General features: G+C 74.8%; 11 protein-coding genes. 8 read left to right on the top strand and 3 right to left on the bottom strand.

Annotated features, from left to right (window positions below; translation table 11 throughout):
- Positions 1-124 precede the first annotated feature (124 nt).
- The 4 genes from WMF11_RS35830 to radC all read left to right on the top strand — a co-directional run bounded on the left by WMF11_RS35830 (position 125) and on the right by radC (position 4,403).
- On the top strand, positions 125-2,350 hold the full coding sequence (locus WMF11_RS35830) for a HEAT repeat domain-containing protein (RefSeq protein ID WP_437973928.1): 2,226 nt from the start codon (positions 125-127) through the stop codon (positions 2,348-2,350).
- Between the two features lie 5 nt (positions 2,351-2,355).
- Complete coding sequence (gene xseB, locus WMF11_RS35825) at positions 2,356-2,721, top strand: exodeoxyribonuclease VII small subunit (protein WP_437973927.1); 366 nt, start codon at positions 2,356-2,358, stop codon at positions 2,719-2,721.
- A gap of 16 nt (positions 2,722-2,737) precedes the next feature.
- The gene (locus WMF11_RS35820) at positions 2,738-3,466 is read left to right on the top strand and encodes a competence/damage-inducible protein A (protein WP_437903719.1); all 729 of its coding nucleotides are present in this window, start codon (positions 2,738-2,740) and stop codon (positions 3,464-3,466) included.
- Between the two features lie 157 nt (positions 3,467-3,623).
- Entirely contained in the window at positions 3,624-4,403 is a 780-nt protein-coding gene (radC, locus tag WMF11_RS35815) for a RadC family protein (RefSeq protein ID WP_437543903.1), read from the top strand.
- Here radC and WMF11_RS35810 read toward each other — a convergent pair.
- Both WMF11_RS35810 and WMF11_RS35805 read right to left on the bottom strand, forming a co-directional pair.
- Positions 4,400-5,611, bottom strand: a complete 1,212-nt coding sequence (locus WMF11_RS35810) for a tetratricopeptide repeat protein (protein WP_437903718.1) — start codon at positions 5,609-5,611, stop codon at positions 4,400-4,402. The genes radC and WMF11_RS35810 overlap by 4 nt on opposite strands.
- A gap of 108 nt (positions 5,612-5,719) precedes the next feature.
- Complete coding sequence (locus WMF11_RS35805; RefSeq protein WP_437903717.1) at positions 5,720-6,457, bottom strand: hypothetical protein; 738 nt, start codon at positions 6,455-6,457, stop codon at positions 5,720-5,722.
- Positions 6,458-6,730: 273 nt separating this feature from the next.
- Between WMF11_RS35805 and WMF11_RS35800 the strand changes: the two genes are divergently transcribed.
- From WMF11_RS35800 to WMF11_RS35785, 4 genes are all read left to right on the top strand, one after another.
- Positions 6,731-8,068 (top strand): Stp1/IreP family PP2C-type Ser/Thr phosphatase, encoded by a 1,338-nt coding sequence (locus WMF11_RS35800; protein ID WP_437903716.1) that lies wholly within the window; start codon positions 6,731-6,733, stop codon positions 8,066-8,068.
- A gap of 170 nt (positions 8,069-8,238) precedes the next feature.
- Complete coding sequence (locus WMF11_RS35795) at positions 8,239-9,819, top strand: hypothetical protein (RefSeq protein WP_437973926.1); 1,581 nt, start codon at positions 8,239-8,241, stop codon at positions 9,817-9,819.
- Positions 9,820-9,880: 61 nt separating this feature from the next.
- A complete protein-coding gene (locus WMF11_RS35790; protein ID WP_437973925.1) occupies positions 9,881-11,380 on the top strand; it encodes a hypothetical protein in 1,500 nt (499 codons plus the stop codon).
- Between the two features lie 5 nt (positions 11,381-11,385).
- Positions 11,386-12,330, top strand: coding sequence for an RluA family pseudouridine synthase (locus tag WMF11_RS35785; RefSeq protein WP_437973924.1), 945 nt, complete (start codon positions 11,386-11,388; stop codon positions 12,328-12,330).
- A 28-nt stretch (positions 12,331-12,358) separates the two neighbouring features.
- Here WMF11_RS35785 and WMF11_RS35780 read toward each other — a convergent pair whose 3' ends face one another.
- Complete coding sequence (locus WMF11_RS35780; protein ID WP_437973923.1) at positions 12,359-13,267, bottom strand: M23 family metallopeptidase; 909 nt, start codon at positions 13,265-13,267, stop codon at positions 12,359-12,361.
- Positions 13,268-13,879: the final 612 nt, after the last annotated feature.

Raw genomic sequence — 13,879 nt, 5'->3', positions numbered from 1 at the left:
GGCTGCACGGTAGGTCGACCTAGCGCGTGCTTCCATCAAATTCCAGGCTGTCACGCGGCGCTGACACGGCTCGGCCTGGGGCGTGACAGCGGGCCGTCGATCGCGGGATAGTGCGGCGCAGCGAATGCGATTCCTCCCTGGAACCCCCCGCGCCCTGGGCCTCGCCGCGGCGCTCGCGGCCACCGCGATGGCGGGCCCGGCAGCGCCTCAGCCGGTCGCGCGGACCGCCCGGGCGCCGCAGGCCGCGGAGGAAGGCGGCAAGGCGCCCGCGGGGGCCCAGGCCGGCGCGACGCCGCTGCGCGGCAGCCTCGGCGTGGCGGTCGGCGAGCGGCTGCTCTCGTCGAGCGACCCGGCGGCGCGGCTCCGCGGCATCGAGCGCCTCGGGGCGATCGGCACCGAGGAGGCGGTGAGCGCGCTGCTCGCCGCGCTCGATCAGCACGGCGCCCCGGGGGCGCGCGATCCCAGGACGCGCCTCGCGGCGGTGCGGGCGCTGGCGGCCCACGCGAAGCGCGACAGCGTGCGCCAGCTGCTCGCGCGCGAGCTCTCGGAGAGCGGGCCCACGCGCGGCGCCGCGTCGCCGCTCGGCGAGGTGCTGCGCGGCACCGCCGCCCTCGCGCTCGCGCGCACGGGCGAGCGGCGCGCGCTCGGCGTGCTCGTGAACGCGATCGTGCAGGGCGGGGCCGCGGGCGAGGCCGCCGCGCGCGCGATCAAGGCGCACCCGCCCGCGTCGCTCCAGCTCCTGCTCGGCAGTCGCAAGCGGATCGATCCGGCGCTCGCGAGCTTCCTCGGCGATCTCGGCGATCTCCGGGCGATCGCGGCGCTCCGGCCGATGCTCGAGGGCGGCGACAGGGCGGCGCAGGTGGCCGCGGCGCGCGCCCTCGCGCGCCTCGGCGACGAGGCGGCGCTGGCGAAGGCCCGCGCGTGGCTCCGCAAGCCAGAGCCGGGGCTCTTCGAGCCGACGGCGGAGATCCTCGTGTACCTCGGGGCGCCGGAGGCGGCGGACGCCGTCGCCGCGCTGCTCGGATCGGAGCTCGGGCGGATGGAGGGGCTCAGGCTGGCCGAGCTCGTGCCGGCGGAGCGGCTCGTGCCGGCGCTCGCGCGCGCCCTCCCGCTGCTCCCCGACGACGCGCGGCCCCGCGCGGTCGCGGCGATCGGCCGCGCGGGCGGCGCGGAGGCGGCGCGGCAGCTGCGCCGAGTCCTGAGCGAGCGCCCCGAGCTGGCGACGGCGGCCGCGTTCGCGCTGGCGACGATGCCGGGAGCCGAGGCGCGGGCCGCGGTCGCGGAGTTCTTCGAGGGCCCGCGCGCCGCGAAGGACGCGGACCTCCGCAGGCTCGGCCTGCGCGCCGGGGTGGTCCGCGGGCTCGTGCTGCGCGACGCGCCCGAGGCGCTCGAGAAGCGGCTGCTCGCCGCGCTCGCCGCGCCGAGCGGGTCGAGCGATCGCGCCGTCGGGGTGTTCGGCGCCGTGGCGCTCGGCCTCCGCGACGCGGTCGATGTCGTCGGGGCCTGCTCCCCGTCCTCCTGCGATCGCGCGGCGGTCCACGCGGCGGCGCGCGGCGCGCTCGCTCGGGGCGAGCGCGCCCTCGCCGCCCTCGCGCCGCTCTTCGCGGCGCTCGCGGCGTCGGGCGCCGGGTCGCCGCCCGGCGCCGCCAGCGCCGCGAAGAGCGACGACGCGGCGCCCGACGCGGCGGCGATCTCCGCCGGCGTCGCGCTGCTCGCGGAGCCCGGGGGCGGGGCGATCGCCACCTCGCGGCTCGCCGCCCTCGCGGAGGCGGGCGGACCGCTGTCGCCGCTCGCCGCCCGCGCGCTCGCGGCCCGCGACGACGAGGTGGTCCGCGGCAGGATCGAGCGGCTGCTCGAGGGGAGCGATCCCGTCGTGCGCGCGCACGTCGCGCTCGGCCTCGGGAGCGACCCGATGCCCGACAGCGTCTCCCTTCTCGCCCGCGCGTACCGCTTCGAGGACGACCCCGCGGTGCGCCGCGCGATCGTCCGCGGCCTGTCCCGGCGCACCGAGGTGCAGCGCAGGCGCGTCCTCGTCGCGGCGCGGGATCTCGATCCTGACGAAGGGGTGCGCGCGCTCGCGCGGGCCGCCCTCTCCGGCGCCGACGCGCGGGCCCTCGATCGGCCGCGCTCCGCGCTGGCGACGGGCGTCGTGTGGGTGGCCATCGTCCCGAACGACCGGAGCGCGTCCGGGAGCGCTTCCTCGCGTCCGGCACGGCTCGTTCGGCCGGATGGGCTCGCGGTCCCTGTCGTGGCCGATCCCGACGGCGTGCTCCTCGTGCCGGCGGTGCCGCCCGGCGCGAGCGCCGTCCTGCTTGCGCCGGCCGCACCCCCGGGGGACGCTGGCTCATGACGACGATGAGCAACGCGACGGACGAGGGCGGCGCGGGCGTGGAATCACGCGCCGAGTCACGCGCCGGATCGAGCGCGGAGCCCGGCGCCGCCGGGGCGCCGGCGAAGGCCGAGGCAGACCGCGCTCCGCGGAGCGGCGACGCGGGCGCCGGCGCGATGTCGTTCGAGGAGTCGACGCGCCGCCTCGCGAAGATCGTCGCGGAGCTCGAGGGCGGCGATCTGCCGCTCGAGCGCGCGCTCTCGCTCTTCGAGGAGGGCATCCGCCTCTCGCGGTCGGCGCAGGAGCGCCTCGATCGCGCGGAGAAGCGCGTCGAGGAGCTGCTCGGGATGGACGCCGACGGGCGCCCGGTGACGCGCGAGTTCGAGAGCTGAGCGGAAGAAGGGTGACATGAGGACCGCAGCGGCGCTGATCATCGGCAACGAGCTGCTCAGCGGGAAGATCGCTGACGAGAACCTGGTCGTGCTGGCGGGCACCCTGCGGGCGCTCGGCGTCAAGCTGGAGCGGGCGGTCATGGTGCTCGACGAGATCGAGGTGATCGCCGCCGAGGTGCGGGCGCTCGCGGCGTCGCACGACTGGGTCTTCACGAGCGGCGGCGTGGGCCCGACGCACGACGATCTGACGATCGCGGGCGTCGCGCGCGCGTTCGGCGTGCCGGTGGTCAGCGCGCCCAACATCGAGGGCCTCCTGCGCGACTACTATGGCGATCGGCTCACCGAGGGGCACCTGCTCATGGCCCGCATCCCGGAGGGCGCGCGGCTCGTGACCGGCGGCAGCGCCGCGTGGCCCGGCGTGGTGATGCGCAACGTGTGGATGCTGCCCGGCGTGCCGCAGATCTTCCGGGCGAAGCAGGCGCTCATCCAGGCGGAGCTCTCCGGCGGGGCGCCGTTCGTCTCGCTCGCGGTGTTCACGACCCTCGACGAGGGGCAGCTCAAGCCCATGCTCGACCGCGTGGTCGAGGCCCACCGCGACGTCGACATCGGCTCTTATCCGAGGTGGTCCGGCGTCGAGTACCGCACGAAGCTCACGTTCGACGGCCTCGTCGAGGCGAGGGTGCGCGCGGCGCGCGACGCCTTCGCCGAGAGCCTCCCCGCGGAGACGATCGTCCGCGTCGAGTGACGCGCGCGCGTCTCCGTTCGCGCTCCGGGCGAGGGCGCGGCGGCGCGGGGCCTGGCGGCCGCCACCCTCCGCCGCCGCTCCGCCGCCTCGCCGTCGCGCGCGTCCCCGCGGCGCCCCGGGCGGGCAGGCGGGCCCGCCGCGTGCTTGTCGCTCGCGCATGAGCCCGTGGAAGCGCGCCCCCCTGCTGTCCGATCACCTGCCCGAGACGTGCACCGACGACCCCTCGGCGCTGGCCGCCTTCATCGGCCCGCGCGAGCGAGCGCTCGAGGAGGGGATCTGGTCGCTGGGCGACGCCGACCTGCTCGCGATCGTGCTCGGCACAGGGCTGGTCGGCACCCCCGTGACGCTCGTCTCCGCCGCGCTCCTCTCGCGCTTCGCCGGGCTGGAGGGGCTCGCGCGGCTCGGCCCGCACGCGCTCGCCGAGCACCCCGGCCTCGGTCTCGCGAAGGCGCTCCGGATCGCCGCGTCGCTCGAGCTCGGGCGGCGCGCCTTCGAGCGCGCGGTGCGCCCGCGGCCTCCGGTGCGCACCTCGGCCTCGATCGCGGCGTGGTGCGCGGCGCAGCTCGGCCCGCTCGATCACGAGCAGATGTGGGTGATCTCGCTCGACGGCCGCAACGGGATGAGGGGAGCGCGCAGGGTCGCGCAGGGCGGGCTCCACGGCTGCTCCGTCACGGCCAGGGACATCCTTCGCGCCGCGCTCTCCGACGCGGCCTCGGCGCTCGTGCTCGTGCACAACCACCCGAGCGGCGACTCGGCGCCGTCGCCCGAGGACGTGGCCATGACCAACGCGGTCGCCGCCGCCGGCGAGGTGATCGGCGTGCCGCTCGTCGACCATGTCATCCTCGCGCCGGACGGGCACTACTCCTCGCTGCTCGATCTCGGGATGATCGCGCCGGGCGACGCGCCGCGCGGCGCCGCCCCGCCGAGCCGAGGCTAGGCGCGCTGGCCGACCAGGAGGCCGTGCCGCTCTCCGCCGGGCGCTCCTCCGGTGCCTGGCACGCTCGCGAACCGCAGCGTCGCGCCGCCCCAGTCGACCGAGGGGCTCCCCTTCAGCAGCGAGGTATAGAGCGCGCTCGCCTGCGTCATCGGGCAGCCGATCGCCTCGCGCACGAGCGTGAGCGACGCGCCCGTCGCGTAGCTGACCGGCGCCTGCCGGCCGTCCTCGCCGATCACCGTGACCTTGAAGACGTCGTCCTCGGCGCGCGCGGCGCGGTCCGGATCGGTCAGCGCGAGGTGCAGCGCCTCGATCGCGCCGCTCCCGGGGCCATTGTTCGGGGAGTCGAGGGTCACGTGGAGCTCGAGGAGCGGCGCCGTGTAGCGGACGATCTGCCGCGCCGCCGAGCCCTCCGCCGTCGCGGGCGCCGCGCGCGCCTCGCGGCGCCTGAGCTGCGCCTCGATGACGAGCGCCGACCGCGCGAGCTCCCGCTCCGTCTTGCCGAGCAGCCGGCGCGCGCGCATCTCGGCGAGCGCGCGCTGCAGCACCTCGCGGTTCCTCGCCGCCTGCTCGTGGCTCCGCTCGCGCGCGAGCAGCGCCTCGAGCTCGCCCAGCGCTCGCGCGTGCTCCCCGATCGACGCGAGCGCGTCCGCGAGCGTGAGCCGGGCGTCGGCGAACGAGGGCGCGCGCCTCACCGCCTCGCGGTAGGCCACGATGGCCGGCGCGATCTCCCGCCGCGCCTCGTGCGTGAGCCCGAGCGCGAAGGCCGCCCGCGCGTCCTCCGGCGCGGCCTCGCACGCGCGCGCGAGCCAGCGCGCCGCCTCGTCGTAGAGCCGCAGATCGTACAGCACGACCCCGAGCTCGCGCAGCGCCCGCGGATCGGGCGGCTCGATCGCCGCGCCCCGCCGGAGCTCCTCGGCCGCCTCGTCGAGCCGGCCGAGGCGGACCAGGGCGCGGGCGTAGGCGAGGCGCGCCTCGATCAGCTCCTCCCCTCCGTCCTCCCTTCCGCCGAGCTCCACCCCACGCGCGAGCGCCCTCGCCGCGTCCGCCCAGCGCTCCTCCGCCGCGTACGCGGCCCCGAGCGCGAGCCACGCCCCCGCGTCGTCCGGCGCGCCCGCGACGTGCCCCTCGAGCCCGGCGATCCCGCCGGCCATGTCTCCGCGGCTCAGCAGATCGAGCGCGCGCGCTCGCTGCGCTCCGGACGACGTCATGGCGGCAGCGTACGCCGGCGCGGCGGCGCGGGTCGAGCGCCCGAGCGGGCGGGGCCTCACCCTCGGCGGGGCCTCACCTGCGACGGGGCGTCACCTGCGCCTTCGGCGTCAGTAGCCCTGCGGGAGATCGCCCGCCAGGCACGAGACGGTGTTCGGCGCCCCGCGCGACGACCACTTGGCGCCGGTCGGCACCTCGCCGTCGAAGCGCACGCCCTCGTGTGGATCCCACGACGGCGTCTCGCCCGGGCGCAGCGAGTGCGTCCCGCTCTGGTAGAACGCGATGATGTACGTATGCCCCGCGACGCGGCAGCCGAGCCGCCTCGCGAGCGCCTGCGCGAAGGACCGGCCGGTGTGGCCGAAGGCGCTGCAGCAGCGGAGCCACACGAGGGCGTCCGGCCCCGCGAGCTCGGCCCTCAGGGCGTCGAGCGCGTCATCAAGCGGCGAGCCGGGCCGGAGCGCGGCCTCGTCGAGCCGCGTCGCGCCCATGCGCATGTACCCCCAGCCGCCGTGCCCCCAGGCCTGCAGCGACGCGATCTTCCGGCCGCGCTCCCGCGCCGCGCGCGCCGCCCAGCCGAGCGCCTCGGCCCAGCTCGCGGCGGACTGCCACGCGTCGGCCGCGCCCGTCATGCGGTGCAGCAGCGCGCCGGCGCGCCAGATCGGCGTGAGCCCGATCGTCGCGCCCACGGCCTCGCCCAGGACCTCGAGGTCCCCGGTCTCGGCGGAACCGGCGGCGTCCGCCGCAGCTGGGTGCGCGCGCGCCGCCGCGTCATCGCGACGTCTCGCGCCGTTTGCCCGCCGCGCATTACCCCACCCGACGTCGGTGTTATCGAAGAGGACGAGCCGCATACAACCCCCCATTCTACGCGCTCCGAATGTACCGCCGCTCGCAACCTCGGCCACGCGGTCGATTCCCCACCCGCCCCCCGAACGCCTCCCGACGCCGCTCCTCCTCGCGCCGCGCCGCGCCGCACGCGCCTACGTCAGCGAGCACGCCCCGGGCGCGGCGAGGGCGCGATGGACGGGAGGAGGTCGTCCGTCGACGTCCTTCACCGTCTAGTTCGCGGTGGGCGCAATCGGTAGTGATTTCCTCCCGCGCCCTCGGTTAGCCTGCCCGAACCGATGGGCCTGTCCGAAAACATCAGGTTTTATGCGGCGACCGACGTCGGCCGCATGCGGGACCACAACGAGGACAACTACCTCGTCGACAAGAAGCTCGCGCTCTTCGTGGTGGCCGACGGGATGGGCGGGCACGCCGCAGGCGAGGTCGCGAGCGCGCTCGCCGTCCGCATCATCCACGAGGAGCTGAAGAAGGAGCGGGACCTCATCGAGAACCAGGCGCGCAGCAACGTGCGGCGCGCCGCGATGAAGGAGGTCCTCAGCCTGCTCGAGCACGCCGTCCAGCGCGCGTGCGCCCGGATCCACGAGGAAGCGAAGGCCGACACGACGAAGCGCGGCATGGGTACGACGCTCTCCGCGCTCCTCATCGCCGGCTCGCACGGCTACATCGCGCACGTCGGCGACAGCCGCATCTACCTCCTCCGCGAGGGCCGCATCCAGCAGGTCACCGAGGACCACACCGTCTACAACGAGCTCATCAAGCGCGGGAAGCTCACGCGCGATCAGATCGAGAAGGTCGCGCAGAAGAACGCGATCACGCGCGCCGTCGGCGTGTACGAGCGCGTCGAGGTCGACACGCTCACGATCGAGGTGCTCCCGGGCGACCAGTTCCTCCTCGCGTCGGACGGGCTCCACGGGTACATCGCGCACACCGCGGAGCTCGAGCCGTTCTTCGAGGAGGAGAACGGCGAGGTCGCGGCGAACGGCCTCATCGATCTCGCGAACAGGAAGGGCGGCAAGGACAACATCACCGCGATCCTCGTCCGGCTCGGCCAGGGCGACCACCGCGACAGCGTCCGCGCCCGGCTGCTCGCGCTGAAGCGCGACGTGCTCGCGAAGATGCCGCTCTTCGCGCGCCTGCAGGAGCGCGAGATGCTCCGGGTCATGCAGGTCGCCGAGGTGCTCTCGTTCGAGCCCGGCCAGATCGTGGTGCGCGAGGGCGATCGCGGCGACGAGCTCTTCATCGTGCTCTCGGGCCTCGTCCGGATCATCCGCGGCGAATCGGTGCTGAGCGAGGTCGGCCCGGGCGAGCACTTCGGCGAGATGGCCCTCATCCGCAGCATGCCGCGGTCGGCCACCGTCTCGGCCGTGGAGCAGAGCGAGCTCATCGCCGTCCGGCGCGCCGATTTCTTCGAGATCCTCCGCAAGGAGCACGAGCTCGCCGTGAAGCTGCTCTGGCAGTTCCTGGGGGTGCTCGCCGACCGGCTCGATCAGACGTCGCGCGACCTGAGCACCGCCCGCGAGGAGCTCGCCGCGGAGGACATCACGAGCGAGATCTTCCCCGACAGCGAGGAGGGGAAGAGCCCGTTCGCCCCCGAGGAGCGCTCCTTGGCGCGCTGAGCGGCGCCCCCGCGGCCACGGCCGCGCTGAACGGAGCGGAACGGGGCAGAACGAAGCGGATTGCTGCGGCGGGAGCGGCGGGGCGCGGCCGCGCGAGCCGGGCGAGCGATTCGCGGATTGACACCCTCCTGCCCCGGCCGGTAGCGTCCGTCCGACGGATAACCATGAGCATGCACGGCAGAAGGTACTGCGAAGGCCATCTCGCTCGCGTCGCCATCAACGTGGCTGGGGGCTCGGCGTTCGCGTCGCTCGCAGTCGCTGCGGCGGCTCTCCTCGCGGCGTCCCCCGCGGCCGCCGACGAGCCGCGGAGCGCCACCGAGCCGCGGCTCATGATGGAGACCGGCGAGATCACGAGCGTCGTCGACGCCTTCGACGACGGCGACACCTTTGATCTGAATTTCAGCTTCGGCTTCGAGTACGCGTCGAAGAGCGCGAAGATCCGGCGCGAGACGAGCATCGCCGGGCCGGGGCTGTCGTCGGGCGGCTACACGTCGAACCTGCTCAACGTGGCGACCTACAACGAGGCGACCTCGAAGCTCAACCTGCGCCTCGACGTCGGCCTCTACCGGGACCTGGCGCTCTACCTCAGGATGCCGCTCATCCTGAACCACGCGCGCGAGCTCACCGATCTCAACGGCAGCGCCGGGGCGGAGGCGCAGGCCGTCGCGCTCGCGGGGGCCCCCGGGGAGCAGCTGTTCCAGATGCCCTTCACGTCGCCGAACCGGAGCGGCATCGAGTACCTCGCCGTCGGCCTCGACGTGAACATCATGAACCAGGCGCGCGACCGGACGAAGCCGACCTGGCTGTTCGGGGTCGAGGGGCGCTTCCCCGTGAGCGAGCCGATGCACGCCTGCACCGAGTCGCCGAAGAGCGGCCAGGTGAAGTGCGCCGATCCGTCGGACGTCAACCGGAACAACAGCAGCGACAGCGAGTTCGAGGGGCAGAGGGTCGCCCAGCGCGACCCCGGCGTGTCGCGCGGCACCATCGGCCTCGAGGTCCACACGTACCTGTCGAAGCGGATCAAGTACGTCGAGCCGTACGGCGGGTTCAAGGCGCTGTTCGAGTTCCAGCAGGAGTCGAGCGACTACGGCCTCACCGACCTGAAGACGTCGCTGGTGAACCACCCGCCGCTCGTCGGCAGCGTGATGCTCGGCGTGATGATCGTCCCCTGGGAGAACCGCGAGAAGTTCACCGGGCTCACGCTCGATCTGCGCTTCACCGGCGAGTACCACTCCGAGGGGCGCGACTACTCGGAGCTGTTCGACGCCCTGGGCTCGAGCGACGCGAGCTCGCTGCGCCAGCCCCAGTGGGCGGCGTTCCGCGACAACGACGCGTACGATCCGGACCTGTGCAGGACGGGCGACGCGAGGGCCTGCTCGCCGTCGATCGTCGACGAGGGCTCGCAGCGGACGTACTTCACCGGGCTCAGCGACGTCCAGCCGTACGGCTCGTACCGCGCCTCGGCGAGCGTGACGTGGCGGGCGGCCGAGCTCGTGAAGTTCCAGATCGGCGCGGGCTTCCGCCACGACGGGGGGCACGGCATCGGCGGCGACCAGCCGTGCAACTCCCAGTTCAAGGACAGCCTCGGGGCGGCAGGGCCTTGCCGCCGCCAGGACGCGGACGGGCGCCTCACCGTCACCGGCAGCCCGAACCCCAACTACCGCCCGACCATCAACGCGGTCGGCCGCCGCTTCTACGTCAACGACAGCAACACGTTCGACCTCTTCGCGAGCGGCACGTTCATGTTCTGATCGACGCCCCGAGCGGCGTGGCCACGCGGCGAGCGCCGCCGTTGGCCGAAGCAGCAACCCCATGATCGACCCCTGGCACCTCCGCGGTGGCGCGGGCGCCCTGGCGCTCGCCGCGGCGCTCGCCGCGGCGCTGCCAGCGTCGGCTCAGCCTGAAGGCGCGGCGTTGCCCGCGCCGACTCAGCCTGTAGACGCGGCGTCACCCGCGCGCTCCAGAGGAGACGAGCGACCGTCGCCGTCGCCGCGACCCGATCGGCCGTCGCGATCGGCCGTGGTGCTCGCGACCGCCGTCGCGCCCGAGGCCGAGGAGCGCGCCGCGCTGCTCGCCAGCGCGCTCGACGCGCTCCTGTCGGACACGGCGCAGGACCTCGGCCTCTCGGTGGATCTCGCGGGCCGCGTCGCCTCGCGATCGCGCCCCGACGAGGCCGAGCTCATCGAGCGCGCGCGCTCCGGCGACAGACTCTTCATCGCGCCGAGCCTCGAGCTGCGCGGCGACGAGGTGGAGCTCAGGCTCGCCGTCGCGTCCGGCGGATCGAGGTCGCTGAGGGTGCGGGTCGAGCGCGTCGCGCGGGACGACCTCGCGGTGCGCGCCGCGGTGATGCTCCGCGATCTCCTGGCCGAGCTCGACGCCGGCGCCGCCGCTGACCCTGCGTCGTCCCGCGAGGCGCCGTGCCCCGAGCGGTGCCGCGGGCGCCTCGCCACGCCGGCGCGCAGCATGGGGAAGGCGACGCTCGCGGCCAACGCGACGCTCTACGGAGGCCTCGTGGGCTTCTCGATCCAGCGATCGAGCGGCTCGGACGATCCGCGCCTGCTCTACCCGCTCCTGGCGGTCGGCGCCGGCATCGGGCTCGGCGGCGCGATCATCATCGCGGAGGAGTGGGACGTCGGCGTGGCCGACGCGTGGTACCTCGGGTCCGGCACGTGGTGGCCGACGATCGCGGGGCACCTGATCTACCAGGGCCGCTTCGCGCAGCACGCGGCGGATCCGGCCCAGGAGCGCTGGGCGTCCGGGCTGATCGGCGGGACCGCCGGGATCACGCTGGCGGCGCTCGGGCTCTCGCTGGGCCGGATGTCCGAGGGCGGCGCGCTGATGGCGCAGTCGGGCGGCGGGCTGGGGCTCATGCTGGGCGGGCTCGTCGAGTGGGCGGGGCGGGGCGACGTGCAGCGGACGCCGATCGCTGGGATGGGCTACGGCGCGGCGCTCGGCTGGCTGGCGGCGGCCGCGGCGGCCACGCAGCTCGACGTCACGCCGTCGGAGATCCTGGCGATCGACGTGGGCGCGATGCTCGGCGGGCTGGGCGCCGCCGCGCTCGCCAGCCCGCTCGTGTTCGAGTCCCCGAGCGAGGCGCAGCAGCGGGCCTGGGTCGGCGCCACGGCGGCGGGCTTCCTGATCGGGGCGGGCGTCGCGTGGCGCGTGACCCGCCCTGCCGGCGCCGGAGCCCGCAGCGCGGGCCCCTCGTGGAACCGGTACGGCCTGCCCATGCTGGGAGTGATAGGAGAGAGCGTGGTCGGGAGCCGGCGAGCGCCCGCGCTCGGCCTCGGGTGGCAGGGGGCGATTCCGTAGGAGCTATGAAGATCACGATCACCGAGCTGGATGCAGGGACGCGCCTCGACAAGCTGCTCGTGCAGCTTCTCCCCGGGCTGGGGCGCGCGGGCGCGAAGCGGCTGTTCTCCGAGGGGCGCGTGCGCGTCCTCGGCGTGGGGAAGAGCGGCGCTGGCCGGCGCGCGTCGAAGGGCGACGTGGCGGCGGCCGGCGAGGTGCTGGAGGTCGACGTCGAGCCGACGGAGGCCTCCGGCGCGGCGACGCCGGATCCTTCCGCGCCGCTCGACGTGGTGCTCGAGCGCGACGACCTCGTGGTGGTGAACAAGCCCGCCGGGGTGCCGACGGCGCCGCTCCATCCGGGCGAGCGCGGGACGGTCGCGAACGCGCTCGTGGCGCGGTACCCCGAGATGGCGGGCATCGGCTTCTCTCCGCGGGAGCCCGGGCTGTGCCACCGGCTGGACACGGACACGAGCGGCCTCGTGCTCGCGGCGCGCACCGCCGCGGCGTTCGCGGCGCTCGGCGCCGGGCTGAAGGAGGGGCGGCTCGACAAGCGCTACCTGCTGATCTGCCAGATCGGCGATCTTCCCGAGATGGGCTCGATCGAGGTGCCGCTCGCGCCGCACCCGAAGGACAAGAAGCGGGTCTACCCGTGCATCCACCCGCGCGACGTGGCGCGGTACGCCCCGAGGCCGGCCGCGACGATGTACAAGCGCGTGCGGCAGGTGGGGCTCTGGGAGCTCGTCGAGGCGCGGGCCCCGCGGGCGCTGCGGCACCAGATCCGGGCGCACTTCGCGTCGGTGGGGCACCCGCTGGCCGGCGACGGGCTCTACGGCGGGCCCGCGGTGGAGGGGCTGAGCCGCCACGCGCTGCACGCGCACTACATCGGGTGGGGCGGCAGCGACGCGGTGCCTGCGTTCGTGGTGACGTCGTCGCTGCCCGCGGACATGGCGGCGCTGGTCGGCGAGGCCTGAGCCGCGCGCCGCGCCGCGCCGCGTCGCCTCAGGGCGCGCGCGCCTCGACGACATGGCCGTCGACGTCGCGCGCCCGCGCCGTGATCTGGAGATCGTCGGCCGTCGCCGTCCCGCCGAGATCGCTGAAGCGGAACCCGATCACGTACGCCGCGGACTGCGCGTTGAACTTCGCCGGCTCGATCCGGATGCCTCCGAGGCTCTGTTCGTCGATGGTCGTGGCGTCTCCCTCCCCTGTATATTTGCGGTTCCACTCCTCGTAGTTGAACACGCGCTCCTCGATGACCTCCCCGGTCGACCGGCTGGACGTCGCGACCGCGAGCTCGACGAGGCCCGGGGAGATGCCTGGCAGGGTGGCCTCGACCTCGACCGAGACGCTCGACGTGGAGTCCTCGTCGGTGCGGCGCAGGGAGAGCGCCGGGGGCAACCCGCCCGGCGTGGGGAGGAAGCGGAGCGGGTGCACGCAGTACGCCTTCTCGTGCCCTCCCTCGCGGATCTCGAAGTGCAGGTGGGGGAACAGGCTGCTGGCGGCGAGCCCGGTATAGCCGATGTGCTGACCGCGCCCGACCTGATCGCCGGTCTCGACGAGCGGCATCGTCAGGTGGATATAGTTGCTGTAGAGGCACGCGCCCGGCTGATCGCAGTGCTCGATCTGCACGACGACGTCCTCGAAATCCTCGTAGCGGCCTGCGCGTATCACCTTTCCGTCGGCGACCGCGTACACCGGGGTGCCCATCACGGTGGGGATATCGATGCCGCGGTGGAAGTCGTAGACGCCATCGCGCGAGGTCTGCAGGCGGGGACCGAAGCTCGACGACATCGGCTGGATCTCGTCCGTCCCCCCGATCGGCCACACGAGGTCTGGGCCTTCAGGCTCCGAGCCGCAGCCGGCAGCGAGCGCGGAGAGGGCCAGCACGGGCGCGAGAGACGATGGCTTCATGGTGGCAAATCCGTGGCGCGTGGGCTCCGCGCAGGTGGCGAGTCCACGGCGCAGCGCCCACACGCAGGCTATCGAAGCAGCGCGCGGAAGTCGAGGTCAGGGGTGCTGTGATGGATCCATGCGGCGCCGCCATCGACGCCGCTCGATTCCTCGCCTGCGGAGCAGCCTTTCGGCGCTGCACGCGTGTACGATGGTGCGATGTCGCCGCGCGCGCGCCGAGCGAGGTGTCCTCTCCAGGCCGCGCCGATCCTCGCGGCCTGCGCGGTCGCTCCGGCCGTGCTGGCGCCGCGCAGCGCTTCCGCTCGGGCGCGTCGGGTTCGTGGACGGCGCCCAGGTCGGCCTGTTCTCGTGGACGTCGGAGGATCTGCGCGGGCTCCAGCTCGGGGTCGCGAGCGTCGTCTCGGGGCGCGCCGAGGGGCTGCAGCTCGCGGGCGGCTTCGCCTTCGCGGACGCCCCGCTCGCGGGGGTGCAGCTCGCGGGGCTCTTCGGCTGGGCGAGCACGACGGTCACCGGCGCGCAGATCGCCGGCGTCGCCAACCAGACGTACGCCGACGTCGACGGCCTGCAGGCGGCCGGCGCCGTCAACGTCGCTCGCGGGCACGTGACGGGCGC

The sequence above is a fragment of the Sorangium sp. So ce295 genome (assembly GCF_051527405.1).
Classification (GTDB): domain Bacteria; phylum Myxococcota_A; class Polyangia; order Polyangiales; family Polyangiaceae; genus Sorangium; species Sorangium cellulosum_B.
Note: the sequence above shows the minus strand (reverse complement) of the source record. Positions and strands in the feature narration are given on the sequence as shown.

Bases quoted from the DNA above. Each gene is read 5' to 3' on its own strand.
- WMF11_RS35830 (WP_437973928.1), top strand. From the start codon at position 125: ATGCGATTCCTCCCTGGAACCCCCCGCGCCCTGGGCCTCGCCGCGGCG.
- xseB (WP_437973927.1), top strand. From the start codon at position 2,356: ATGAGCAACGCGACGGACGAGGGCGGCGCGGGCGTGGAATCACGCGCC.
- WMF11_RS35820 (WP_437903719.1), top strand. From the start codon at position 2,738: ATGAGGACCGCAGCGGCGCTGATCATCGGCAACGAGCTGCTCAGCGGG.
- radC (WP_437543903.1), top strand. From the start codon at position 3,624: ATGAGCCCGTGGAAGCGCGCCCCCCTGCTGTCCGATCACCTGCCCGAG.
- WMF11_RS35810 (WP_437903718.1), bottom strand. From the start codon at position 5,611: ATGACGTCGTCCGGAGCGCAGCGAGCGCGCGCGCTCGATCTGCTGAGC.
- WMF11_RS35805 (WP_437903717.1), bottom strand. From the start codon at position 6,457: ATGCGGCTCGTCCTCTTCGATAACACCGACGTCGGGTGGGGTAATGCG.
- WMF11_RS35800 (WP_437903716.1), top strand. From the start codon at position 6,731: ATGGGCCTGTCCGAAAACATCAGGTTTTATGCGGCGACCGACGTCGGC.
- WMF11_RS35795 (WP_437973926.1), top strand. From the start codon at position 8,239: ATGCACGGCAGAAGGTACTGCGAAGGCCATCTCGCTCGCGTCGCCATC.
- WMF11_RS35790 (WP_437973925.1), top strand. From the start codon at position 9,881: ATGATCGACCCCTGGCACCTCCGCGGTGGCGCGGGCGCCCTGGCGCTC.
- WMF11_RS35785 (WP_437973924.1), top strand. From the start codon at position 11,386: ATGAAGATCACGATCACCGAGCTGGATGCAGGGACGCGCCTCGACAAG.
- WMF11_RS35780 (WP_437973923.1), bottom strand. From the start codon at position 13,267: ATGAAGCCATCGTCTCTCGCGCCCGTGCTGGCCCTCTCCGCGCTCGCT.